Genomic DNA, 23,635 nt, shown 5'->3' with positions numbered 1-23,635 from the left:
GGTCCTTATGCGTCAACTGACCAGACGCTTCAATCCCTCGACCGTATCGGCTTCCGCTGCCGGCTTGTCCTTGCGGATGCGGGCGATGCGGGGGAAGCGCATGGCGAGGCCGGACTTGTGGCGCTTGCTGTCATGGATGGAGTCGAAGGCGACTTCTAGCACCAGCGTCTTTTCGACTTCGCGCACCGGGCCGAAGCGGTTCACCGTATTGCCTCGGACAAAGCGGTCGAGCCATTTGAGTTCCTCGTCGGTGAAGCCGCTATAGGCCTTGCCGACCGGTAGAAGCTCGCCATCCTTTGTCCAGCAGCCGAATGTGTAATCCGAATAGAAGGAGGAGCGTTTGCCATGGCCGCGCTGGGCATACATCATGACGCAGTCGGCGGTCAGCGGATCACGCTTCCATTTGTACCAGAGCGCGGCCTTGCGCCCGGCGACATAGGGGCTGTCGCGGTGCTTGAGCATCACGCCCTCGATCGCGGCATCGCGGGCGCCGGCGCGGATGTCGGCCAGCGCCGCGAAATCGGGTGCATCGATGACGGCGGACAGGTCGAAGCGGTCGGGCGATAGCTGCGCCATATAGGCTTCGAGGCGCGCGCGACGCTGCGTCCAGGGCAGGGCGCGCAGGTCGTCGTCGCCCTCGATCAGCAGGTCATAGAGGCGGACGAAGGCGGGATAATCGTTCATCATTTTCGCGCTCACTGCCTTGCGGCCGAGCCGTTGTTGCAGGGCGTTGAAGCTGGCGGCAGCGCCTCCATGTTCTTTGGCGCCCTGAAACTCTCCCTTCACCAGCAATTCGCCGTCCAGCACGGCATGGCCGGTGAAGGCCTGGGCGATTTCGGGGAAGCTGCCCGTTATGTCGTCGCCCGCGCGGCTGTAGAGGCGGGTCTCGTTCCCATGTTTTGGGCCGGTGCCGACGATCTGGATGCGGATGCCGTCCCATTTCCATTCGGCGGCATAGTCGGCGAGGTCGACGCTGTCGGCTTCCAGCGGATGGGCGAGCATGAAGGGACGGAAATAGGGCGTGCCTTCCGGATCGGGCCGGGCGCTGCGGCCTTCGGCCCAGTCGAACAGGGCGGTATAGGGCGGAGCGAGCGCGTGCCAGACCTGTTCGACATCATCGACGTCGAGGTCGAAGGCCTGAGCGAAACCGGTCTTGGCAAGGCGGGCGGAAATGCCCACCCGCAGGCCGCCGGTTGCGAGTTTCAGCAGGGCGAAGCGGCCCGATGCGTCGAGATGGTCCATCATCTGCGCCAGCGCATCCGGTGCGGCGGCGCGGCTGACATTGTGCAGCCGGTCGATGACGCCGGACAGGCTGAGCGAGCCGTCGTCCAGTTCGGTCGGTTCATTGCCGGGGCGGGGCCAGAGCAGGGCGACGGTCTCGGCCAGGTCGCCGACATAGTCGCGGCTCATCTCGAACAAGACCGGATCGGTGCGGGCGCGAATCATCTCGCCAATGGCCGACGCCTTCACCGCCTTGAGGTCGAGATTGCCGGTCAGCGCGGCCAGCGCCCAACCCCGGTCGGGATCGGGCGCCGCGCGCATATAGGCGGCGATCAGCGCCAGCTTGCCATTGCGCGAGCGGGTGTAGACGAGGCCGTCGAGCAGTTGGGAAAATTGCCTCATCCGTCTTGTCCCGTTCGGTTCGAGCCTGTCGAGAACCCATGCGCACCGGTTCTCGACAGGCTCGAACCGAACGGAGGTGGTGATGCGATATTCATTACCCTTCCTCCTCATCCTCGCGACCGACCAGCGCGAGCGCGCGGGCGCGATATTGGTGGGTCATGCACCAGTGGAGCAGGGCTTCCTCGCGGCCGTGGGTGATCCAGGTTTCGCTCGGCGCGACCTCGCGGATCGTGTCGGTCAGCTCGTCCCAGTCGGCATGGTCGGAAATGACCAAAGGCAGTTCGACATTGCGCTGCCGGGCGCGCTGGCGCACCCGCATCCAGCCTGACGCCATGGCGGCAATGGGGTCGGGCAGGCGGCGGCTCCAGCGATCGTTGAGTGCGGAGGGTGGCGCCAGCACGATGGCGCCGCGCATATCCTTGGCCGGCACGCCAGTCGCGCCGCGCAACTTCCCCATGTCGACCCCGAAATCCTGGTAGAGCGCACACATGCGTTCGAGCGCGCCATGGATATAGATGGGGTCATGATGGCCGCGCGCCCGCAATTCGCAGATCACCCGCTGTGCCTTGCCCAGCGCATAGGCGCCGACCAGCACGCAGCGATCGGGATTGGCATGGAGCGCGTGGAGCAGCCGGTCCATTTCGCTGCCGGTGTCGGGATGGCGGAAGACCGGCAAGCCAAAGGTCGCCTCGGTCACGAAGATGTCGCAAGGGACCGGTTCGAACGGCAGACAGGTGGGGTCGGGGCGGCGCTTGTAGTCGCCGGTCACTACCACCCGTTCGCCGGCATGATCGAGGATGATCTGCGCCGATCCCAGCACATGGCCGGCGGGGACATAGCGGATGGTGACGCCGCCCAGCCTGATCTCCTCGCCATAGCTGACCGCCGTGCCGCTGGCCGTGCCATAGCGCAGCGCCATGATAGCCAGCGTTTCGCGTGTGGCCCAGACATGGCCGTGGCCGCCGCGCGCATGGTCGGCATGGCCATGGGTGACAAGCGCGCGTTCCTGTGGCTGCGACGGGTCGATCCACGCATCGGCGGGGCGGACATAGATGCCGGTGGGGTGGGGTTCGATCCAGTGCGCCATCAGATGCAGAAGATGGGAGAGGTGCTCTGGGTTCCGCAAGGGGCGTCATCATGGCGTAACCCAGCGGTCATGCGCACGACACGCGCCTGCCCTATCGGCCGACCGAACGACCCGGCAGCGAGGAGTGCGCCCATGGCCGCATCGGCCCACAAGAAAGTCACCAACGCGGTGCATCGTCACCGCCATCTGTCGAAGCAGGGGCTGCTGGAACGCGCCTTCACTTTCGCCTTCCGTGGCCTGGTCTATGCCCAGATCTGGGAAGATCCGGCCGTCGACATGGAAGCGCTGGCGATCACGCCCGACAGCCATGTGGTGACGATCGCGTCGGGCGGCTGCAATGTCCTGTCCTACCTGACCGCCGATCCGGCGAAGATCACCGCGGTCGACCTCAACACCGCCCATATCGCGCTCAACCGGCTGAAGCTGATGGCGGCGCAGACGCTGCCCGATCATGCCGCCTTCCATCGCTTCTTCGCGCGGGCGGACGACAAGGCGAACATCGCCGCCTATCGCGAGATTGTGGCGCCGCGTCTGGATGAGGCGACGCGCCGCTATTGGGAAGGCCGCGACATGACCGGTCGCCGCCGTATCGGTGGCTTTGCGCGGGGCATCTACAGGCATGGCCTGCTTGGCCGTTTCATCGGCGCAGCCCATCTGCTCGCTCGGCTGCATGGCGTTAACCCCAAGCGGATGCTGGACGCGCAGAGCCGCGAGGAGCAACTGGCGATCTTCGAGCGCGAACTGGCGCCGATCTTCGACAAGGGCTTTGTCCGCTGGCTGACCAGCCAGCCCGCCTCACTGTTCGGTCTCGGCATCCCGCCCGCGCAGTTCGAGGCACTGGCCGGCGACGACCGGATGGACAATGTGCTGAAAGCGCGGCTCAGGAAGCTGGCCTGCGACTTCGACCTCAAGGACAATTATTTCGCCGTGCAGGCTTTTGGGCGGGGTTATGCAGGTGGTGAGGGGCCGTTGCCGCCCTACCTGCAGGCGGCCAATCATCGCTCGGTGCGCGACCGGGCCGAGCGGGTCGACGTACGCCACATCAACTTCACCGACTTCCTCGCCAGCCAGCCGGCGGGATCGTGCGACCGCTACATCCTGCTCGATGCGCAGGACTGGATGGATGACGAGCAGTTGAACGCGCTGTGGGCGCAGATCACGCGGACGGCCAAGCCGGGTGCCCGCGTGCTGTTCCGCACGGCTGGCGAACCGAGCATCCTGCCCGGCCGGGTCGCCGATGACGTGCTGGCCCATTGGGACTATCGCGCCGAAGCCTCGCGCGACTATACCGCGCGCGACCGGTCGGCCATCTATGGCGGCGTGCATCTCTATGTGCTGAAGGGCGTCGACGCATGAGTGGCCATGGGCAGCTGATGGACGGGGTCTATCGCTACCAGCGGCACATTTACGACCTGACCCGGAAATATTATCTGCTGGGCCGCGACGGGCTGATCGCCGATCTCGATCCGCCCGCCGGCGGCGCGGTGCTGGAGATTGGCTGCGGCACTGGCCGCAACCTGATTGCGGTGGGCAAGGCCTGGCCCAGGGTGCGGCTCTATGGCGTCGATATCAGCGAAGCGATGCTGGATACGGCGCGCGCCTCGGTCATCAGGGCGGGCATGGCGGATCGGGTGACATTGGCGCAGGGCGATGCCTGCGGCTTCGATCCGCAGGCGCTGTTCGGTCGGGCAAGCTTCGAGCGGGTGTTCATCAGCTATGCGCTATCGATGATCCCCGAATGGGAAATGGCGCTGGTCCAGGCGGCGCGCTGCGTGGCGCCCGGCGGCAAGCTGGAGATCGTGGATTTCGGCCAGCAGGACGAACTGCCTGCGCTCTGGAAACGGGCGCTGTTCGGCTGGCTGGAGCGGTTCCACGTCTCGCCTCGGCGCGAACTCAACGGCGCGATCAACCGACTGGCCCAGGATATGGGCGGCTTTCCCCATGTCCGGACGCTCTATCGCGGCTATGCAGTCAGGGGCGGGCTGATCCGGGTCTGATGACGTCGCCTCCTGTTCATGGGAGGCGGCGCTATAGATTACTGACCCTGAATGATCAGGTCGGTGTAGAGAAATTCACCCGTCGAGCAGGTCAGGCGAACCACCGGTGTTGCGGCGGTGAGGGGGATGTCCCGACGCTGACCGGCAAATTCCACGGTGACGGACTTGCCGTCATAGCTGAGCGAAAAGGCGCCCCCATTCTGGGTGTCGGGAAGAGGGATGGGGTCGTGCGCGACTTCGGTCCCGCCTTTGACCTCGTTCCACTGCTGAAATTGCAGCACGGCATCCTTGTCCTTGGTCTTCACGCCCAGAAGTCTGGCGTGCATGGCAACCAGTTTGAAGCCGGCGGCATCCTTGGAACTGGCACCGGGTGCGTCCAGCGCATCGGCGATCGCAATGCCGGTCATCGGCACATATTGATCCGACGAGGCGACCTGATTGAGCCTGAGCTGTCCACGGACGGTGAATGGACCTTGCGGCGTTGGCAGCACCAGATCGGAATAATGATTGGCTGCTGTATCGCAGTCATAGGTTATGCCATTTTGCGCGGCTTGCGCCGGCATGGCGATCGCCAGCGCCAGACATGCGCCGCTCTTGGCTAAATCCCTGATCAACATGATATTCCCCCTTCTTGAGCAGGTTAGATGGGGAAGTGATGTTGGGATCGTCAACTATATATGTGTGCCCCACAGTAATTTGCAGGCCGGCCTGTAATTGGACGGATGATCCTGAGGGGACACGGGCGCCGGCCCTGTTGGATTTGTAGGAAAGGGCGCGCTTAACTTCGCATATTTCCCGCACATTGTGACATTTGATATCCAATGTAGGACATCTTGTTGCGGGAAGGGCGTCGGAACAGATAGCTTCGGCCTGGCTCGTCATAGCGGCTTTTGCGCGGATAGGACAGGGCGGCGCTGCGATCGGCCGCCCCGTTCCTGTCCGGTCAGGCTGCCTGGCGTTCCAGCAGTTCCAGTTCCAGCCGGTCCCAGATTTCGACCAGTGCCGACACCAGGTCGCGCATCATCTCTTCATTATGGGCCGGGCCGGGCGTGAAGCGCAGCCGTTCCGTGCCGCGCGGCACGGTCGGATAGTTGATCGGCTGCACATAGGCGCCATATTCGGCGAGAAGGATGTCGCTGATCCGCTTGGCCTTGACCGGATCGCCCACCATCAGCGGCACGATATGGGTGACCGAGTTCATCACCGGCAGGCCGGCGTCGCGCATCAATTGCTTGAGCTTGGCGGCCGATGCCTGCTGGCCTTCGCGCTCGGCGCTGGAGCCCTTCAGGTGCCGCACGCTCGCCAGCACGCCGGCGACCAGCACGGGCGAGAGCGAGGTGGTGAAGATGAAGCCGGGTGCATAGCTGCGGATCACGTCGACGATCATCTGGTCGGCGGCGATATAGCCGCCCATCACGCCGAACGCCTTGCCCAGCGTGCCTTCGATGATGGTCAGGCGATGGGCGACATCGTCGCGCTCCGAAATGCCGCCGCCGCGCGCGCCATACATGCCCACGGCATGGACTTCGTCGAGATAGGTGAGCGCGTTATACTCGTCGGCCAGGTCACAGATTTCCGCGATCGGCGCGACGTCGCCGTCCATCGAATAGACGCTTTCGAAGGCGATCAGCTTGGGTGCCTCGGGATCTTCGGCGGCGAGAAGTTCGCGCAGATGATCGAGATCATTGTGACGGAAGACGCGTTTTTCGCAGCCCGAATTGCGGATGCCCGCGATCATCGAGGCGTGGTTCAGCTCGTCCGAAAAGATGATGCAACCCGGCAAAATCTTGGCGAGGGTCGAGAGCGTCGCTTCGTTCGAGACATAGCCCGAGGTGAAGAGCAGAGCCGCCTCCTTGCCATGCAGATCGGCGAGTTCCGCTTCCAGATCGACATGATAATGGGTGTTGCCGCCGATATTGCGGGTGCCGCCCGATCCGGCGCCGACATCATGGAGCGCTTCCTCCATGGCGGCGACCACCTTGGGATGCTGGCCCATGGCGAGATAATCGTTCGAGCACCAGACGGTGATCGGCTTCGGGCCGTTATGGCCGTGGAAGCAGCGGGCGTTGGGGAACGCGCCCTTGTTGCGCAGGATGTCGATGAACACGCGGTAGCGGCCCTCGCTGTGGAGCCGGTCGATCGCCTGCGAAAAGATATGCTTGTAATTCACTACGCCGTTCTTCCCGTTGCTCGCGCGCCGGTTCTTCTATGGTCGCGCCATCCTCTGCCTGAGGAGTGCATTTACCTGCGCGCGCCTGCCATTGCCAGCGATAACCGCTCGCAACGATACGCAGATTCCCTATCAGTGTGATCGAAACGCTTTGCCATTGGACAAATGGCCTACCCCCTGGGGTTAGAGCGCGTCGATGCGATCAAGGCCATAGCCGGCAAGAGCGTCGCGCAGCGCATCGACCTTGTCATCGACACGGGTGAAGACGGCGATGCCGGGCGAGGGCGTGTCCGGCCAGGGTTGGCCATCGGTCAGGAAGGCGATGCGCCGAGCGATTCCTTCGCCGCCATGGACGAAGCCCATCGGATGCGGCGCGGCGGCTGCAAGTTCCTGTTCCACCAGCGGAAAATGGGTGCAGGCGAGGACGGCCATGTCCATCCGATCGCCGCCCGGCTGGTCGAGAAGCCCCGCCAGCGCATCACGGGCGATAGCGGGATCGAGCGTTTCGCCGCGCAGCTTCGCCTCGGCCAGTTGCACCAGCGCGGCGCTGCCATGGCGCAGCACGGTGCAGTCGGCGCCATGTTCGGCGGCAAGCCGGTCGACATAGGGCTGGCGCACGGTGGCATTGGTGCCCAGCACGCCGAACACCCGGCTTTTGGACAATAGTGCCGCCGGCTTGATCGCCGGGACGGTGCCGACCACCGGAATGTCGAGCGCGGCGCGGACATGCGGCAGCGCGATGGTCGAGGCGGTGTTGCAGGCGATGACGGCGAGGCGCGGGCGATAGCGCTCCACCAGCCGACCGAGCAGGGCGGGCACGCGCGCCGCGATCTCCGCCTCGCTCTTTGTGCCATAGGGGAAGCCGGCGCTGTCGGCCGCATAGACGACCGGGGCGTTCGGCAAGGCAGCGCGGGCCGGGGCGAGGATGGACAGCCCCCCCACGCCGGAATCGAAGAAAAGGATGGGAGCGTCTGGTGCGACCGTCATGCGCGCCTGTGTCGCGGCATGGGGCGGGAGTGTCAACGCCCGGTGCTTGCAAAGCGGGCCGGTCGCTGCCACCTCGCGGGCCGATCGAAGGAGAACAGGATGACGCAGCCCAGCATGAAGCAGAAGATGATCGCGGGTGAGCCCTATCATGCGAGCGACCCGGAAATCATCGCGGACCAACTGGCCGCAGCGGCGTGGATGCAGCGTTTCAACGCGACCCTGCCGCCCGAGCGCGAGGTGCTGCTGCGCGAGCGGCTGGGCGCGCTGGGGGCGGGATCGACGATCCGGCCGCCCTTCCACTGCGACTATGGCTTCAACATCTTCCTGGGCGCGGGCGTGTTCCTGAACTTCAACTGCGTCATCCTGGATGTCGTGCCGGTGACGATCGGCGACGGCACGCAGATCGGCACCGGAGTACAGATATTGACCGCCGGTCATCCGCGCGATCCGGCCGAGCGCGCCACCGGCATCGAATGGGGCGTGCCGATCAGTATCGGCCGCAATGTGTGGATCGGTGGTGGCGCGATCATCCTGCCCGGCGTGACGATCGGCGACGATGCGCTGATCGGCGCGGGCAGCGTGGTGACGCGCGACGTGCCGGCCGGTGCAACCGTGGTCGGCAATCCCGCGCGGGTGCGGTAAACCGATACTGCCCATTGCTCCGCGCGCCTGTCACGCTATGGTCGCGCGCAACAATCAGAACAGGCCGGCCGATTGCATCGGCTGTCCTGTTCTGGTCTTTTGATGTACCGCGTTTTCCGAGTCAGCAGTTGTTCCACCTGCTTTGAAAACGCTTTATCGGCGAATTTCATGACACCTCCCTGGTTGCTTCCCGCTTTTGTCCTGGTGCTGGGCTATCTGCTCGGCTCGATCCCCTTTGGCCTGCTGCTGACGCGCTTCACCGGCGCTGGCGACCTGCGCCAGATCGGGTCGGGGAATATCGGCGCGACCAATGTGCTGCGCACCGGGCGCAAGGGGCTGGCGGCAGCGACCCTGCTGCTCGACCTGCTCAAGGGCGCGGCGGCGGTGCTGATCGGCGCGGCGCTGGTGGATGGTGGCGGGCCGATGGCGGGCGCCATGGCGTTCATCGGCCATTGCTACCCCGTCTGGCTGCGCTTTGCCGGCGGCAAGGGCGTGGCGACGATGATGGGCGTGGTGACGGCCATGTATTGGCCGGCCGGCATCGTCTTTGCGGTCGTGTGGTTGGGCGCGCTGTTCGGCACCAAATGGTCGTCGGTCGGCGGCATGTCCGCCGCAGTCAGCGCGCCGATCGCCATGTTTGCCTTTGGCCGGATCGATCTGGTGCCGGTCAGCCTGGCGCTCGCGCTGATCGTGCTGTGGCGGCACCGCGCCAATATCGCCAGGCTGATGAAGGGCGAGGAGCCCAAGGTCGGCAGTTCCAAGCAGAAAGCCACCACCGAGTGAGCGGGCAGGAGCGGTTCGACCGTCTCCGCCTGATCCGATCCCCCCGGATCGGCCCCGTCAGCTACCGCCAGTTGCTCGCGCGCTTCGGCAGCGCGGCCGAGGCGCTGCGCGCCATTCCCATGCTTGCGGCGCGCGGCGGGGGCGAGGCGCGGGTGGCCGATGGAGCTGCGATCGAGCGGGAGATTGCCGCGACCCGCGCGATCGGCGCCCGCTATCTGCTGATGGGCGATGCCGACTATCCCGCGCTGCTGGCTGAGATGGAGGGCGCGCCGCCGGCGTTGATCGTGCGCGGCGATGCCGCGATCGCGGGCCGGCCTTGCATCGCCATGGTCGGCGCGCGCAACGCGTCGGCGGCGGCCTGCCGCTTTGCCCGGATATTGGCGCAGCAGCTGGGCGATCGCGGCGCGGTGGTCGTGTCCGGCCTGGCCCGCGGTATCGATACCGAAGCGCATCGCGGATCGATCGACAGCGGCACGATCGGCGTGATCGCCAGCGGCATCGACATCGGCTTCCCGCCCGAAAATGGCGCCTTGCAGGAGGATGTCGCGCAGCGCGGCCTGCTGGTGACCGAGCATCCGCCCGGCACCCAGCCGCTCGCCCGGCATTTCCCGGCGCGCAACCGGATCATCGCCGGCCTCGCGCTGGGCACGGTCGTGGTGGAGGCGGCGCCCAAGTCCGGGTCGCTGATCACCGCAAGGCTGGCGACCGAGGCGGGGCGCGAGGTGATGGCGGTGCCGGGATCGCCGCTCGACCCGCGCGCCCAGGGCTGCAACCTGCTGATCCGCGAGGGCGCGACATTGGTGCAGAATGCCGACGATATATTGGAGGCGGTCGGCGGGCTTGATCCCCGGATGGTGCGGCAGGGCAGTTTCGACTTCATCGGCCAGCCGGTGTCGAGCGATGTCGCCGATGCCGACCGCGCGGCAGTGATCGCGCTGCTGGGACCGGTCGCGGTGGCGGTGGATGAGGTCATCCGCCTGTCCGGCCTGTCGCCCGCTATCGTCCAGACGGTGCTGCTGGAACTGGAACTGGCGGGCGGGCTGGAACGGCAGGCGGGTGGGAAAGTGAGTGTAAGCTAAATGTTAGAATTGATAGCATTGCCGATATGGGGAACACTTTCGGCAGCGCTGATCGCTGCCTGCGCCAGCATTTTTGTTGCCTATCGAACGGTGAGCAAGGAGAATCGCAAACGTAGGGGCGAGATCGCGATAGAAATTACACGCTTGTTGCTGGATCCGAATACTTCCCAAGGGGCGCAAAGACGCTTTGCTGTAGGAATATTAAAAATTCAAAGCGAGCCACCTGAAAGGGTCGTGCATAAAGGAATAGTTCTTTTTGTTGCGCTGAATTCGAGGGTTACAATCGGACGGGATCCAGGGAATGATCTGATGTTGAGCGCTGATGACATATCTCGCTTCCATTGTGGCTTGATATCGGAGGGGGAGCATGTGTTTCTTGAAGATTATTGCTCAACCAACGGTGTGCATGTGAATGGACGAGAGGTGAGGGCGGGCGGCAGCGTGGAGCTGGATGACGGCGACACTGTGGTCGTTGGAGATTATGTTCTTCGTTTCCAGAAAGTCCATTGTTCTAGCCTGATCAAATGAGCTAGCTCGCGCCAAGCGTGTCCGCTGTTGACCTTCGTTAGGTCACTCGATCAAACTCGCGCGTATACGTGAGAGACTTCCAAACCGGGGCCTGAATGCAACTTGTCATTGTCGAATCGCCGGCCAAGGCGAAGACCATCGAGAAATATCTGGGCGGGGATTTCCATGTCCTGGCCAGCTACGGCCATATCCGCGACCTGCCGCCCAAGGACGGGTCGGTCGATCCCGACAATGGCTTTGCCATGTCCTGGGAAAATTATGGCGACAAGGGCAAGCAGCTCAAGGCCATCGCCGACGAGGCGAAGAAGGCCACGCGATTGATCCTGGCGACTGACCCTGATCGCGAAGGGGAAGCGATCAGCTGGCATGTGCAGGAAGTGCTGCGCGCCAAGAAGGCGCTGCCGCAGACGGTCGACCGGGTGACGTTCAACGCGATCACCAAGGCGGCGGTGCTGGACGCGATGGCGAAGCCGCGCGCGCTGGACGAGGATCTGATCGATGCCTATCGGGCGCGCCGTGCGCTCGACTATCTGGTGGGCTTCACCCTGTCGCCGGTGCTGTGGCGCAAGCTGCCCGGCGCCAAGTCGGCGGGCCGCGTCCAGTCGGTCGCGCTGCGGCTGGTGGTGGAGCGCGAGCGCGAGATCGAAAGCTTCGTGCCGCAGGAATATTGGTCGATCTCGGCCGAGATGGAGCAGGGCGGGCAGGGCTTCACCGCGCGCCTCGTCCGCTGGAAGGGCGAGAAGATCGACCGCCTGACCATCGGCAAGGAAGGCGATGCCATGGCGGCCAAGGCGGACGTGGAGGCCGGGCGCTTCACCGTCGACAAGGTCGAGACCAAGCCGCTCACCCGCAATCCCCCACCGCCCTTCACCACCTCGACCCTGCAGCAGGAAGCCGCGCGCAAGCTCGGCTTTTCGGCCAGCCACACGATGCGGATCGCGCAGCAGCTCTACGAGGATGGCGCGATCACCTATATGCGTACCGATGGCGTGCAGATGGACGGCAGCGCCATCTCGGCCGCGCGCAAGGCGATCGCGGAGCGCTATGACGGCGGCTACCTGCCCGAAAAGCCACGCCAATATCAGACCAAGGCGAAGAATGCGCAGGAAGCGCACGAAGCCATTCGTCCGACCGAATTCCATCGCGACAAGGTCGGTGGTGGCGATCATGCGCGCCTCTATGACCTGATCTTCAAGCGCGCGCTGGCGAGCCAGATGGCCTCGGCCCGGCTGGAACGCACCACCATCGACATGGTCGACGGCAGCGGCAGCCACACGCTGCGCGCCACCGGCCAGGTGGTGATCTTCCCCGGTTTCCTCGCCCTTTACGAAGAAGGTCGCGACGACGCGGAAGACGACGACAGCAAGCTGCTGCCGCGCCTGAGCGAAGGCGACGCGCCGGCCAAGAAGAAGGTGAGCGCCGAACAGCATTTCACCCAGCCGCCGCCGCGCTATTCCGAAGCCTCGCTGGTCAAGAAGCTGGAAGAGCTGGGTATCGGTCGCCCGTCGACCTACGCCTCGACCCTGCAGGTGCTGAAGGACCGCGACTATGTCCGCGTCGAGAAGAACCGCTTCTTCGCCGAGGAAAGCGGGCGTCTCGTCACGGCCTTCCTGGAGCGCTTTTTCGAGCGCTATGTCTCCTATGACTTCACCGCGGGCCTTGAGGACGAGCTGGACGAGATTTCCGGCGGCCGTGCCCAGTGGCAGGAGGTGCTCGAAGCCTTCTGGAAGGACTTCAAGCCCAAGACCGCCGAGATCATGGAGCAGAAGCCGTCCGACATCACGGCCGAGCTGGACAAGTTCCTGGAGCCGATGCTGTTCCCGCCCAAGGCGGACGGCAGCAATCCGCGCGCCTGCCCGCTCTGCGCCGATGGCCAGCTGTCGCTGCGCGGTGGCCGCTTCGGTGCGTTCATCGCCTGCTCCAACTATCCCGAGTGCAAATATACCCGCAAGTTCGGCCAGCCGGGCGGCAGCGATGGCGCCGATACCGGCCCCGAAATTCTGGGCCAGCATCCCGAGACCGGGCAGGACATCGTCAAGAAGTCTGGCCGTTTCGGCCCCTATATCGAGATGGGCGAGGGCAAGGAGGCCAAGCGTGGGTCGATCCCCAAGGATCTGCCCGATGGCGAGATGACGCTCGATTGGGCGATCAAGCTGCTGAGCTTGCCGCGCGAAGTCGGCCTGCACCCGGAAACCGGGCTGCCGATCGTTGCCAATATCGGCCGTTTCGGTCCCTACCTGCTGCATGACGGCAAATATGGCCGGCTGTCCTCGACCGCCGAGATTTTCGAGGTGGGCATGAACATGGCCGTCGCCAAGCTCGCCGATGCGGCGAACAAGGGCGGGCGTGGCGGATCGTCGCGCGAGCCCTTGAAGGTGCTTGGCAAGCATCCGCGCACCGAGGCGGAGATCAAGCTGATGGCGGGCCGCTATGGCCCCTATGTCACCGACGGCACGACCAACGCGACCCTGCCCAAGACGATCGAGCAGGATGCGCTGACGCTGGAGGAAGCAACCCAACTGATCGACGCGCGCGCAGCGGCCGCCCCGGCCAAGAAGGGCAAGAAGGCACCGGCGAAGAAGGCCGCCGCCAAGAAGCCCGCGGCGAAGAAGGAAGCGGGCGAAAAGAAGCCCGCCGCCAAGAAGGCGCCGGCCAAGAAGAAGGCGGCGGCGGAATAATCCGCCATCGCCCTGGTCGCTTGCTGCGGGGCTAGCCCCAATTATGGGCGGCAGCGATCAGGGTGCCGGCGGCCAGGATGGCGGCGGCGATCCATTTGCTGCCTTGGTCCGATGGGGACGGGGTGGCTGGTGTTGCGTCTGCCTCCAGTCGGCGCGTCAGCGCGCGCAGCAGGCGCGGGGCGTCGTCGGCGATGCGCGAGAGCTCAAGCAGCAGGGCAACGGTCTTTTCCGGGGCATGGGCTGCCGCGACCTGGTTCATCACCAGGCGGCCGCGCGCCTTCTGCAGGGCTTGCGACAGGTCGAAGCCGGGCTGGATCGCACCCAGCACCCCGTCCATCGTGATCAGCGCCTTGAAGATGAGGGCGAGGTCGGGCGGCAGCACCAGCCCCTCCTTGCGCAGCAGCGGAAAGAAGTCGGCGACCATGCGGGTCAGCACCAGCGGGCCGCTGCCATGGCGCGCGACCAGTTGCTCGGCGGCGTCCAGCACCTGGCCGGGATCGGGCGCGCTGGCCTTTGACCAGACCAGCAGCGTGTCGGCCAGGGTGCGCGCGTCGCCGGAGCGCAGCGAGAGGATGAAGGACAGGAATTCCTGCCGCCGCCGCGCGCTGACATGACCGATCAGGCCAAGGTCGAGCAAGGCGAGCCGGTCGCCGGGCAGGCAGAGAAGATTGCCGGGATGCGGATCGCCATGGAAGCGGCCATGGACCAGCACCATGTCGAGCACCAGCGCGGCACCGAGGTCGGCGATCGCGGCCGGATCGATGCCGGCAGCGCGCAAGGCATCGCCGTCGCGCGGCGGCACGCCGTCGATATAATCCATCACCAGCACGGTTTCCGCGCAATAGGTCCAGTGGATCGCCGGGATGACCACGGCCGGGTTGTCGGCTAGGTCTTCGCGCAGCCGGTCGGCATTGCGACCTTCCTGGGTGAAATCCAGTTCCTCCAGCACGGTGTCGAGCAATTGCTGCACCAGCGCTTGCGGCTGGAAACGGCGCGCCTCGCGACTGCTTGCTTCGACGACGCCGGCCAGATGGGTGATGAGGCGCAGGTCCGCCTCCATCGCCTTGCGGATGCCGGGGCGACGGATCTTGACCACCACCTCCTGCCCGTCGGTTAGGGTCGCGCGATGGACCTGCGCCATGGAGGCGGCGGCGAGCGGCGCCGTGTCGAAGCGGGCGAAGGCGGTTTCGACCGGTTCGCCAAACACCGCTTCGAGGCGTGGGCGAAGCTGATCGAAGGGCAGGGTTGGCGCGTCGCTGTGCAGCTTGCCGAATTCGGCGATCCACGCCTCGGGCAGAAGATCCTGCCGGGTGGCGAGGATCTGGCCGAGCTTCACATAGGTCGGGCCGAGCGCTTCCATTGCCTGCCGGGTGCGGCGGGGCAGGTCGGGCGGATCGGCGGCGGCGCTGTCATCGCCTTTCGCCAGTCCCAGCCGGGCGAGCAGCATGTCGAGGCCGAAGCGGGTCGCGACGCTGGTAATCTCGGCCAGTCGTGCGCGATCCCGCGTGGCCACCATGATGGTCTTGAGCATGATGGCTCAACGACCGGGATGGTGATTATGTTTCGCTTGAGTAATCGAACCCCGATCCGTTCGTTTCGAGCGTGTCGAGAAACGCGCGCGCAGCGCTCTCCGCTTCTCGACCAGGCTCGAAGCGAACGGTCGTCAGTCAGTCGACCCAGTCGAGGCCGATGTCGCGATAGATGAAGCGATCTTCTTCCCAGTCTTCCTTCACCTTGACGTGGAGGTAGAGGTGGACCTTGACGCCCAGGAGGTTGGCCAGTTCGGCGCGCGCCTTGGATCCGATTTCCTTGAGGCGCTGCCCCCCCTTGCCCAGCACGATCGCGCGCTGGCTGGAGCGGCCGACCAGGATCTGCTGGTGGATTTCGACCGAACCGTCGTCGCGTTCCTTATACTGCTCGGTATCGACCGCGGCGGCATAGGGCAGTTCGGCGTGGAGCTGGTGATAAAGCTGCTCGCGGGTGATTTCGGCCGCCAGCATGCGGTCGGTCGCATCCGACACCTGATCCTCGGGGAAATGCCAGGGGCCTTGGGGCATGGCGTTCGCAAAGGCGGTCTTGAGTTCGGGCAAGCCATCGCCGGTCGCTGCGGAAACGAAGAAGGTCTCCTCGAACTCCAGTTCCTCATAGAGGCGCTGGGTATGGACCAGCAGCTTCTCCTTGACCGCGATGTCGACCTTGTTGAGCACCAGCCATTTGCGTTCCGGCCGGGCCTTCAGCGCAGCGATGATCGGCTCCATCTTGGCGCCAAGGCCCGCTTTGCCATCGACCAGCAGGACGATCAGGTCGGCGCCCTGCGCGCCGCCCCAGGCGGCCTGCACCATCGCGCGATCGAGGCGGCGGCGCGGCGCGAAGATGCCGGGCGTGTCGACCAGCACCATCTGCGCATCGCCCTCGATCGCGACGCCCATGACGCGGGTGCGCGTGGTCTGTGCCTTGGGGCTGGTGATCGCCACCTTCTGCCCGACAAGCGCATTGACCAGCGTCGACTTGCCGGCATTGGGGGCGCCGACGATGGCGATGACGCCACAGCGCTGATTTTCAAACTCGATGGTCAATCACATGCTCCGTTCGCTCCACGCCAATGCGCGGAGACGTCTTCCTAAACCAAAATGAATGTTGGGGACAGGCTTAGCCCGCCAATTGCTCCAGCAGGGCTTTCGCGGCAGCGGTTTCGGCTTCCTGCTTGGAGCCGCCGGTGGCGCTCGCCTCGCCCGCGCCCTTGATCGAGACGGTGACGGTGAAGCGCAGCGCATGGTGCGGCCCCGACCGGTCCGTCATCACATATTCGGGTGGCTTGCGCTTGTTCGACGCGGCCCATTCCTGCAGCGCCGACTTGGGATGGCGCGGCGCGGCGGTCTGGGTGTCGACCCGGTCGCCCCAAAGGCGACGGACCAGTGTGCGTGTCTCGTCCAGTCCGGCCTCCAGATAGAGGGCGCCGATCAGCGCCTCCATCACGTCGCCCAGCACATTGTCGCTGTCGGCGGCGCCATCATCGCGCGCCTGCTTGCCCAGCACCAGATGGGTGGGCACGCCGGCGGCGCGGGCCACCTGCGCGCAGGTTTCGCCGGAGACCAGCGCGTTGAAACGACGCGACAGCTTGCCTTCCGGTTCGGCCGGGAAGCGGGCATAGAGCCATTCGGCGATCAGCAGCCCCAGGATGCGGTCGCCCAGAAATTCCAGCCGTTCGTAATTTTCCGCCTTGGCGCTGCCATGGGTCAGCGCCTGTTCGAAGGCAGCGGGGTTGATCGGCGCGCGGCCGATCAGCGCGATCAGCCAGGCTGCGGTATCAGGCCTGTGCGAAGCCACCATCAAAAGCCTTCCCCAATCCGGCTCCAGCGTGCGGCGGTGAACCAGGTCCAGGGCAGCAGCCAGTTGGCGCTGCCGTCGGTCGAGAAGACGGAAACCAGCGCCTTGCCGACCAGATTTTCCTCGGGGACGAGGCCGATGCCGCCGCCTTCGACCGCCGGGAAGCGGCTGTCGGCGCTGCGATCGCGGTTGTCGCCCATCATGAACAGATGGCCTTGCGGCACCAGCACGGTGTCACGGTCGTCGGCGGCGCCATCGGGCACCAGGTCGAGGACGTTATAGCTCTTGCCGCCCGGAAGCGTCTCACGATACTGGGGATAGCGGCACTGTTTGCCACCGCCCGGCGCGGCCTGTTCGAATTCGGGGCGATAGCAGGGGGAGGGGCTGCCTTCCTTCTGCGCGGCATCTTCCATGTTGGGCGTCACCGGAATGACGAGGTCGGCGACCTTCTGCTTCGGGATCGCCTGGCCATTCAGATAGACGGTGCCGCCACGGACAGAGATCATGTCACCCGGCAGGCCGATCACCCGCTTGATATAGTCGTTCTTCTGGCTCGGCGGCGCCTTGAACACCACCACGTCGCCGCGCTGCGGCGTCGAGGCGAAGATGCGACCGGGGATCAGCGGCACCGAGAAGGGCAGGGAATAGCGCGAATAGCCATAGGGCCATTTGGCAACCAGCAGATAGTCGCCGATCAGCAGCCGCGGCTGCATCGATTCCGAAGGGATGTTGAAGGGCGAGACGATGAAGCTGCGCAGGACGAAGACGAACACCGCCAGCTTGGCGAGGAACCAGATGAAGTCCCGCGTTTCCGATTTTGCGCTCATGTCTGCCTAATGTTCCTTCAAGATCGTGCCGCGCTGCGACGTGTCACTGCGGCCTGTCGCGGCTTTTGCGGGGTCGCCCGCGCCGCGTCAAGCGCGTGGACGATGCAATGCGTGCCGCTTTTGGATAAGGAGAGGAAGAATCGACCGGTGCAGCGTCGATATCGACCAACGACCAAGAGGATCTCCCGCATGTCCAGTCCCGCACTGGCGGCCCTTGCCGCCCTGCCTCAAGCTGAACTCAAGACCATCTTCGAGAGTGATCCCGACCGCCTGTCCAAGCTTGTGCTGAGCCATGGGCCGCTGCGCTTCGACTGGTCCAAGACGCATCTGACCGACGATCTGGTCGACGGCTTCCTGAAGCTGGCGCAGGAACAGGATTTTGCCGGCCGGCGCGAGGCGCTGTTCGCCGGCGAGGCGGTCAACAATACCGAAGGGCGCGCCGCCGAGCACACCGCGCAGCGCGGCGTCGGCAATGCCGACAGCGTGGCGCTGGCCAAGGCGCTGCACAATCGCACCCGCGCGCTGATCGACGCGATCGAGGCAGAGGCGCTCGGCCCGATCCGCCATATCCTGCATATCGGCATCGGCGGCTCGGCGCTCGGCCCCGACCTGATCGTCGATGCGCTGGGCGGCGACGGCATGCGCTATGATGTCGCGATCGTCTCCAATGTCGATGGCACGGCGCTCGAAAAGGCGATGGATGCGTTCGACCCCGACGCCACGCTGATCGCGATCGCGTCCAAGACGTTCACCACCAGCGAAACCATGCTGAACGCAGCGAGCGCGATCAACTGGATGGTCGAGGCCGGTGTCGAAGACCCTTATGGCAAGATCATCGCGCTGACCGCCGCGCCGGAAAAGGCGATGGAATGGGGCGTCGACGAAACCCGCATCCTGCCCTTCCCCGAAAGCGTGGGCGGCCGCTATTCGCTCTGGTCGTCGATCGGCTTCCCCGCCGCGCTGGCGCTGGGCTGGGACGCGTTCGAGAGCCTGCTGGAGGGCGCGGCGGCGATGGACCGCCATTTCCAGCTGACCGATCCGCGCGAGAATATCCCGCTGATCGCTGCCTTCGTCGATCAATATTATGCCCGCGTGCTGGGTTGCGAGACCCGCGCCCTGTTCGCCTATGACGAGCGACTGGCGCTGCTGCCCTCCTATCTCCAGCAGCTGGAGATGGAGAGCAACGGCAAGTCGGTGAAGCTGGACGGCTCGCCGGTGGATGGGCCGACTGCTCCGATCACCTGGGGCGGTGTCGGCACCGATGCGCAGCATGCCGTGTTCCAGCTGCTGCACCAGGGCACGATCCTGACCCCGGTCGAGTTCATCGCCTCGATCGAGCCGGGCAATGCGCTCGACCCGGCGCATCATCGCGCGCTGCTGGTCAATTGCTTCGCCCAGGGCGCGGCATTGATGCGCGGCAAGGACAATGAAGACCCGGCGCGCGCCTATGCCGGCAACCGCCCGTCGACCACCATCCTGATGGACGATGTGAACCCGCATGCCCTGGGCGCGCTGATCGCCTTCTACGAGCATCGCACCTTCGCCAATGCCGTGCTGATGGGGATCAATCCCTATGACCAGTTCGGTGTCGAGCTGGGCAAGGAGATCGCCAAGTCGATCGAGGCAAACGGCCCGACCGGCTTCGACCCCTCGACCATGGCGCTGATCGAGATCGCGTTGGGCGAATAAGGCAATAGCGACCGTTCGTTTCGGGCGATGTCGGGAAAGGCTTCTCGACAGGCTCGAAACGAACGGAAGTTGCAGCCAAAATTCCCATTTGTAACTGGGCCATCCAGCCGCCATATCCGCCGCCAAGATAGTGCGCCGAGCGGAGACTGGCATGAGCGATTATGATTTCGACCTTTTCGTCATCGGCGCAGGATCGGGCGGGGTGCGCGCGTCGCGCGTCGCCGCGGCGCATGGCGCCAAGGTCGCGGTGGCCGAGGAATTTCGCGTCGGTGGCACCTGCGTCATTCGCGGCTGCGTGCCCAAGAAGCTGCTCATCTATGGCGCCCATTTCGCCGAGGATCTGAAGGACGCGCGCCGCTTCGGCTGGAACGTGCCCGATTGCGGTTTCGAATGGGCGACGCTGCGCGACAATGTGCTGGCCGATGTCGACCGGCTCGAAGGGCTCTACACCAATACGCTCAACAGCCATAAGGTCGAGCTGATCGCCGAGCGCGTGACGGTGACCGGGCCGCATAGCGTGAAGCTTGCCAGCGGGCGCGAGGTGACGGCCAAGGTCATCCTGGTCGCGACCGGCGCCTGGCCGCTGATCCCCGAGGTGGAGGGCGCCGAATATGGCATCACCTCCAACGAGGTGTTCCATCTGGACGAATGTCCCAAGCGCATCGTCATCGTCGGCGGCGGCTATATCGCCAATGAATTTGCCGGCATCTTCCACCAGTTCGGCAGCCATGTGACGATGGTCAACCGCGGTGGCACGCTGCTGCGCGGCTATGACGAGCAGATCCGCGACCGCCTGCTCCAGATTTCGACGATGAAGGGGATTAATTTCCGCTTCAACGCGCAGATGGAGAAGATCGAGAAGAAGGAGGACGGCACCTTGTGCGTCCACTTCAAGAATGGCGATCCGGTCGCGGCCGATATCGTGCTGTTCGCCACCGGCCGCCGCCCGCACACCGACGGTCTGGGTCTGGAGAATGCCGGCGTCGAGATCGACGACAAGGGCGCGATCAAGGTCGATGAATATAGCCGTACCAACTGCGAGAGCATCTATGCGGTGGGCGACGTCACCGATCGGCTGCAACTGACCCCGGTGGCGATCCGCGAGGGCCATGCCTTTGCCGACACCGTGTTCGGCAACAATCCGCGCACCGTCGACTATAGCTGCGTGCCGTCGGCCGTGTTCAGCCATCCGCCGCTGGCCGGCGTCGGCCTGACCGAAGCGCAGGCCAAGAACAAATATGGCACGGTGAAGGTCTATACCTCCGACTTCCGGCCGATGAAGAATGTGCTGGCCGGGCGCGACGAGCGGGCGCTCTACAAGATGGTCGTGGATGCGACCACCAACAAGGTGGTGGGCCTGCACATGATCGGCCCGGATGCGCCGGAAATCCTGCAGGCAGCCGCCGTCGCGGTGAAGGCGGGCCTCACCAAGCAGGATTTCGACGATACCGTGGCGCTGCACCCCAGCATGGCCGAAGAGCTGGTGTTGCTGAAATAATCCTCCCCGCTCGCGGGGAGGGGGACCGCTGGCGAAGCCAGGGGTGGAGGGGGCGTGCCTTCGGCCAGCCCCCTCCGTCATCGCTGCGCGATGCCACCTCCCCGTGCCGGGGAGGATTGAAAGGTGATCACCAGCGCATCGCGCCAGGCGGGCTGGGCTGGGTCGACGGCGTGGATCTCGGTCACGCCGTGGAAGATGCGGTGGTCATCGATCAGCATCGCGTCGCCCGGTTGGGCCAGGGTGAACTCGCCCATCGGCGTGCCGTCGGCGGCGCCGATGCGGGTGACGCCCTCGCGCACATTGCGGCGTTCCACCAGCATCACGAAGACCCGGTCGACGCCGTCGCGGTGCATGCCCTCGGGCGTGGGACGGCCAAGCTCGCCCGGTTTCGCCTCGATCCGGAACTGGTGCATCTCGACATGCCAGTCGCCCGATGACGCCGGATCGAAATGGCCGGCGCAGAAGGCGAGCAGCGCCTGCGTCACCGGCAGCGCGATCGTCGCATCCTCGACCGGATCGAACCAGCGCTGCACGTCGCCGTTCAGCGGGTTATAGTCGCGGCTCTGATAATGGGGCTGATGCGGCTGGCGGCTGAACTGCCCGGCGGCGCAGTGGAAGGTGGCGTGGCGGCGGCGGCGATAACGGCCGCCATCGGCCATGAAGAGATCGGGGCCAAGATCGTTCCAGCTGCGGGCAAAGGGCGCCCAGTCGGCCGCGCCGATATCCAGCTGGCGCAGCAGGTCGGCGCCGGCCAGGCGGGCATAGCCATCCTGTTCCAGCGCCTGGTCGATGGTGGGCAGGCAGTCCGTATCGCTCATTTCCATCCCCATAGGCAGAGGAGGAAACGAGCGACAGGGCCAGTTGCCACAAGCAGGATTGTGATGGAGGCGCGCGCAAACTTCCGTTTTTTGGAGGTTGGCGCTGGGCGTCAGTAGATCGTCGGCACCATGCCCCCCTCGACCTTGACCGCCGCGCCATTGGTGGCGGCGGCCAGCGGGCTGGCGAGATAGGCGGTCATCGCGCCGACCTCATCGGCTTCGATCAGCCGCTTGATCAGCGAGAGCGGGCGCAGCTTGGTGAAGAATTCGGCTTCGCGCTCGGCTTCGGACGCGTCCTTGTTCTCGACCACCGAGCGGATGAATTCGACAATGCCTTCCGAACGGGTCGGGCCGGGCAGCACCGAATTGACGGTGACGCCGGTGCCGCGCGTATGTTCGGCAAGGCCCCGCGAAATGGCGAGTTGCGCCGACTTGGTCATGCCATAATGGATCATCTCGGCCGGTGGCAGCAGACCGCTTTCGCTGGCGATGAACAGGACGCGACCCCAGTTCTTGGCCAGCATCTTCGGGAAATAATGGCGAGCGAGGCGGGCGCCGCTCACGACATTGACCTCGAACAGATGATGCCAGTCCGCATCCGTGATGTCGGTGAAGTCCTTGGCCTCATAGATGCCGAGATTATTGACGAGAATGTCGATGTCCGGGACGGCCGCGATCAGCGCGTCGGCGCCCGCTGCGGTGGCGGGATCGGCCAGCACCGGGCGGATGGTGCCGGCCTGCGAAAGCTCGGCGGCGGCAGCGTCCAGCTTGGCCTGGTTGCGGCCGGTGATGACGACCTCGACCCCTTCCTCAGCCAGGCGCTTGGCGATGGCGAAGCCGATGCCGGCGGTCGATCCGGTGACGAGGGCGGTCTTGCCCGAAAGCTGAAGATCCATGGTGCATTCCTCTGAAAAGTGACAGCGACGTTGACACCAAGATAGACTATTTATCATTGGTGATTAGATTGCACTTTCGCATTTCAGAAGTGATTTGAAATCATGGATAATCGGTTCGGGGACATCGAAACCTTCCTGATGGTGGCGGGCGAGGGCAGTCTGGCGGCGGCCGCCAAGGCGCTGCGCCTGACGCCATCGGCAGTCAGCCGGTCGATCGCCCGGCTGGAACAAAGGCTGGGCGTCACCCTGCTGCGGCGGACGACGCGCGCGCTGGCGCTGACGCCGGAAGGTGTCACCTATCGCGACCGTATGGCGGTGCTGCTGGGCGACATGATGGCGCTGGAGGCGGGGTTGGGCGAGGATCGCACGACGCCGCGCGGGCTGCTGCGGATCAATGCCTCGCCCTCATTCGGCATCGAATGCCTGATCCCGGTGCTGCCGGGCTTTCGTGACCTTTATCCGGCGGTGACGGTGGACCTGACCCTGTCCGACACGATTGTCGACCTGGTCGAGGAGCGGGCCGACATCGCCATCCGCATCGGCCCGCTGCGCGACACCAGCCTGCGCGCGAAGAAGCTGGGCCATAGCGCAATGGTGCTGGTGGCCAGCCCTGCCTATCTCGCCCGGCGCGGCACGCCGCAGACGCCGGACGATCTGGACGATCATGATTGCCTGCGCTTCAGCTTCCGCCGCTCGATCGACGGCTGGCCGTTCCGCATCGGCGGAAAGCTGGTGCAGCGGCCGGTGCAGGGCAGCTTCTACGGCAATTCAGGCGAAGTGGTGCGGCAGATGGCGGTCGCCGGCGGTGGCATCGCCCGGCACGGCCATTTCCATGTCGCCAGCGACATCAGGGCGGGGCGCCTGGTCGAAGTGCTGGCCGACTATAATCCCGGCGATGGCGAGGATATTCACGCCCTCTACGCGGCAGAAGATCGCACGGCGGCGCGGGTGCGCGCTTTTCTCGACTATCTGGACGGGGCGATGCCCGTGATGGGCTGAAGGGGCG

General features: G+C 65.1%; 21 protein-coding genes. 10 read left to right on the top strand and 11 right to left on the bottom strand.

What is annotated here, in order from left to right:
- Nucleotides 1-12 precede the first annotated feature (12 nt).
- Both E5554_RS15255 and E5554_RS15250 read right to left on the bottom strand, forming a co-directional pair.
- Complete coding sequence (locus E5554_RS15255; protein WP_136187318.1) at nt 13-1,623, bottom strand: cisplatin damage response ATP-dependent DNA ligase; 1,611 nt, start codon at nt 1,621-1,623, stop codon at nt 13-15.
- 94 nt (nt 1,624-1,717) lie between these two features.
- A complete protein-coding gene (locus E5554_RS15250) occupies nt 1,718-2,710 on the bottom strand; it encodes a ligase-associated DNA damage response exonuclease (RefSeq protein WP_136187317.1) in 993 nt (330 codons plus the stop codon).
- A gap of 132 nt (nt 2,711-2,842) precedes the next feature.
- Between E5554_RS15250 and E5554_RS15245 the strand changes: the two genes are divergently transcribed.
- On the top strand, nt 2,843-4,066 hold the full coding sequence (locus E5554_RS15245; protein ID WP_136187316.1) for a DUF3419 family protein: 1,224 nt from the start codon (nt 2,843-2,845) through the stop codon (nt 4,064-4,066).
- Nucleotides 4,063-4,707: a class I SAM-dependent methyltransferase gene (locus tag E5554_RS15240; RefSeq protein WP_136187315.1), complete on the top strand. Its 645-nt coding sequence runs from the start codon at nt 4,063-4,065 to the stop codon at nt 4,705-4,707. Before E5554_RS15245 ends, E5554_RS15240 begins: the two co-directional genes overlap by 4 nt.
- Nucleotides 4,708-4,745: 38 nt before the next feature.
- Here the strand turns inward: E5554_RS15240 and E5554_RS15235 are convergent, their stop codons facing one another.
- The 3 genes from E5554_RS15235 to murI form a co-directional block, all read right to left on the bottom strand.
- A complete protein-coding gene (locus E5554_RS15235) occupies nt 4,746-5,324 on the bottom strand; it encodes a hypothetical protein (RefSeq protein ID WP_037506670.1) in 579 nt (192 codons plus the stop codon).
- Between the two features lie 326 nt (nt 5,325-5,650).
- On the bottom strand, nt 5,651-6,877 hold the full coding sequence (hemA, locus tag E5554_RS15230; protein WP_136187314.1) for a 5-aminolevulinate synthase: 1,227 nt from the start codon (nt 6,875-6,877) through the stop codon (nt 5,651-5,653).
- 183 nt (nt 6,878-7,060) lie between these two features.
- Entirely contained in the window at nt 7,061-7,864 is an 804-nt protein-coding gene (gene murI, locus E5554_RS15225; RefSeq protein ID WP_136187313.1) for a glutamate racemase, read from the bottom strand.
- Nucleotides 7,865-7,963: 99 nt separating this feature from the next.
- Here murI and E5554_RS15220 point away from each other — a divergent pair, with 99 nt between their 5' ends.
- The 5 genes from E5554_RS15220 to topA all read left to right on the top strand — a co-directional run bounded on the left by E5554_RS15220 (nt 7,964) and on the right by topA (nt 13,574).
- On the top strand, nt 7,964-8,506 hold the full coding sequence (locus E5554_RS15220) for a sugar O-acetyltransferase (RefSeq protein WP_136187312.1): 543 nt from the start codon (nt 7,964-7,966) through the stop codon (nt 8,504-8,506).
- Between the two features lie 168 nt (nt 8,507-8,674).
- Complete coding sequence (plsY, locus tag E5554_RS15215; RefSeq protein WP_125997587.1) at nt 8,675-9,289, top strand: glycerol-3-phosphate 1-O-acyltransferase PlsY; 615 nt, start codon at nt 8,675-8,677, stop codon at nt 9,287-9,289.
- A complete protein-coding gene (gene dprA / locus E5554_RS15210; protein ID WP_136187311.1) occupies nt 9,286-10,368 on the top strand; it encodes a DNA-processing protein DprA in 1,083 nt (360 codons plus the stop codon). The genes plsY and dprA overlap by 4 nt, the downstream gene beginning before the upstream one ends.
- Nucleotides 10,369-10,896 carry an FHA domain-containing protein gene (locus E5554_RS15205; protein WP_136187310.1) on the top strand — a complete coding sequence of 176 codons (528 nt, stop codon included), beginning with the start codon at nt 10,369-10,371 and terminating at the stop codon, nt 10,894-10,896.
- A gap of 95 nt (nt 10,897-10,991) precedes the next feature.
- On the top strand, nt 10,992-13,574 hold the full coding sequence (gene topA, locus E5554_RS15200; protein ID WP_136187309.1) for a type I DNA topoisomerase: 2,583 nt from the start codon (nt 10,992-10,994) through the stop codon (nt 13,572-13,574).
- Between the two features lie 31 nt (nt 13,575-13,605).
- Here topA and E5554_RS15195 read toward each other — a convergent pair whose 3' ends face one another.
- The 4 genes from E5554_RS15195 to lepB form a co-directional block, all read right to left on the bottom strand.
- Complete coding sequence (locus E5554_RS15195) at nt 13,606-15,105, bottom strand: AarF/UbiB family protein (protein ID WP_136187308.1); 1,500 nt, start codon at nt 15,103-15,105, stop codon at nt 13,606-13,608.
- Between the two features lie 136 nt (nt 15,106-15,241).
- Nucleotides 15,242-16,150 (bottom strand): GTPase Era, encoded by a 909-nt coding sequence (gene era / locus E5554_RS15190; RefSeq protein ID WP_048937133.1) that lies wholly within the window; start codon nt 16,148-16,150, stop codon nt 15,242-15,244.
- A gap of 73 nt (nt 16,151-16,223) precedes the next feature.
- The gene (gene rnc, locus E5554_RS15185; protein WP_136187307.1) at nt 16,224-16,904 is read right to left on the bottom strand and encodes a ribonuclease III; all 681 of its coding nucleotides are present in this window, start codon (nt 16,902-16,904) and stop codon (nt 16,224-16,226) included.
- On the bottom strand, nt 16,904-17,728 hold the full coding sequence (gene lepB, locus E5554_RS15180; RefSeq protein WP_125985982.1) for a signal peptidase I: 825 nt from the start codon (nt 17,726-17,728) through the stop codon (nt 16,904-16,906). The genes rnc and lepB overlap by 1 nt, the downstream gene beginning before the upstream one ends.
- A 189-nt stretch (nt 17,729-17,917) precedes the next feature.
- Here lepB and pgi point away from each other — a divergent pair, with 189 nt between their 5' ends.
- A complete protein-coding gene (pgi, locus tag E5554_RS15175; protein ID WP_136187306.1) occupies nt 17,918-19,417 on the top strand; it encodes a glucose-6-phosphate isomerase in 1,500 nt (499 codons plus the stop codon).
- 151 nt (nt 19,418-19,568) lie between these two features.
- Nucleotides 19,569-20,915, top strand: a complete 1,347-nt coding sequence (gene gor, locus E5554_RS15170; protein ID WP_136187305.1) for a glutathione-disulfide reductase — start codon at nt 19,569-19,571, stop codon at nt 20,913-20,915.
- Between the two features lie 77 nt (nt 20,916-20,992).
- Here gor and E5554_RS15165 read toward each other — a convergent pair whose 3' ends face one another.
- Together E5554_RS15165 and E5554_RS15160 are read right to left on the bottom strand one after the other, a co-directional pair.
- On the bottom strand, nt 20,993-21,733 hold the full coding sequence (locus tag E5554_RS15165; RefSeq protein ID WP_136187304.1) for a 2OG-Fe dioxygenase family protein: 741 nt from the start codon (nt 21,731-21,733) through the stop codon (nt 20,993-20,995).
- A gap of 110 nt (nt 21,734-21,843) precedes the next feature.
- Nucleotides 21,844-22,629: an SDR family oxidoreductase gene (locus tag E5554_RS15160; RefSeq protein WP_125985984.1), complete on the bottom strand. Its 786-nt coding sequence runs from the start codon at nt 22,627-22,629 to the stop codon at nt 21,844-21,846.
- A 102-nt stretch (nt 22,630-22,731) separates the two neighbouring features.
- Between E5554_RS15160 and E5554_RS15155 the strand changes: the two genes are divergently transcribed.
- Nucleotides 22,732-23,628: a LysR family transcriptional regulator gene (locus tag E5554_RS15155; RefSeq protein WP_136187303.1), complete on the top strand. Its 897-nt coding sequence runs from the start codon at nt 22,732-22,734 to the stop codon at nt 23,626-23,628.
- The last annotated feature ends 7 nt before the right edge of the window (nt 23,629-23,635 follow it).

Origin of the sequence: Sphingobium sp. PAMC28499 (genome assembly GCF_004795815.1) — a bacterium.
Classification (GTDB): domain Bacteria; phylum Pseudomonadota; class Alphaproteobacteria; order Sphingomonadales; family Sphingomonadaceae; genus Sphingobium; species Sphingobium yanoikuyae.
This window is presented reverse-complemented; position numbering and strand designations above follow the sequence as displayed.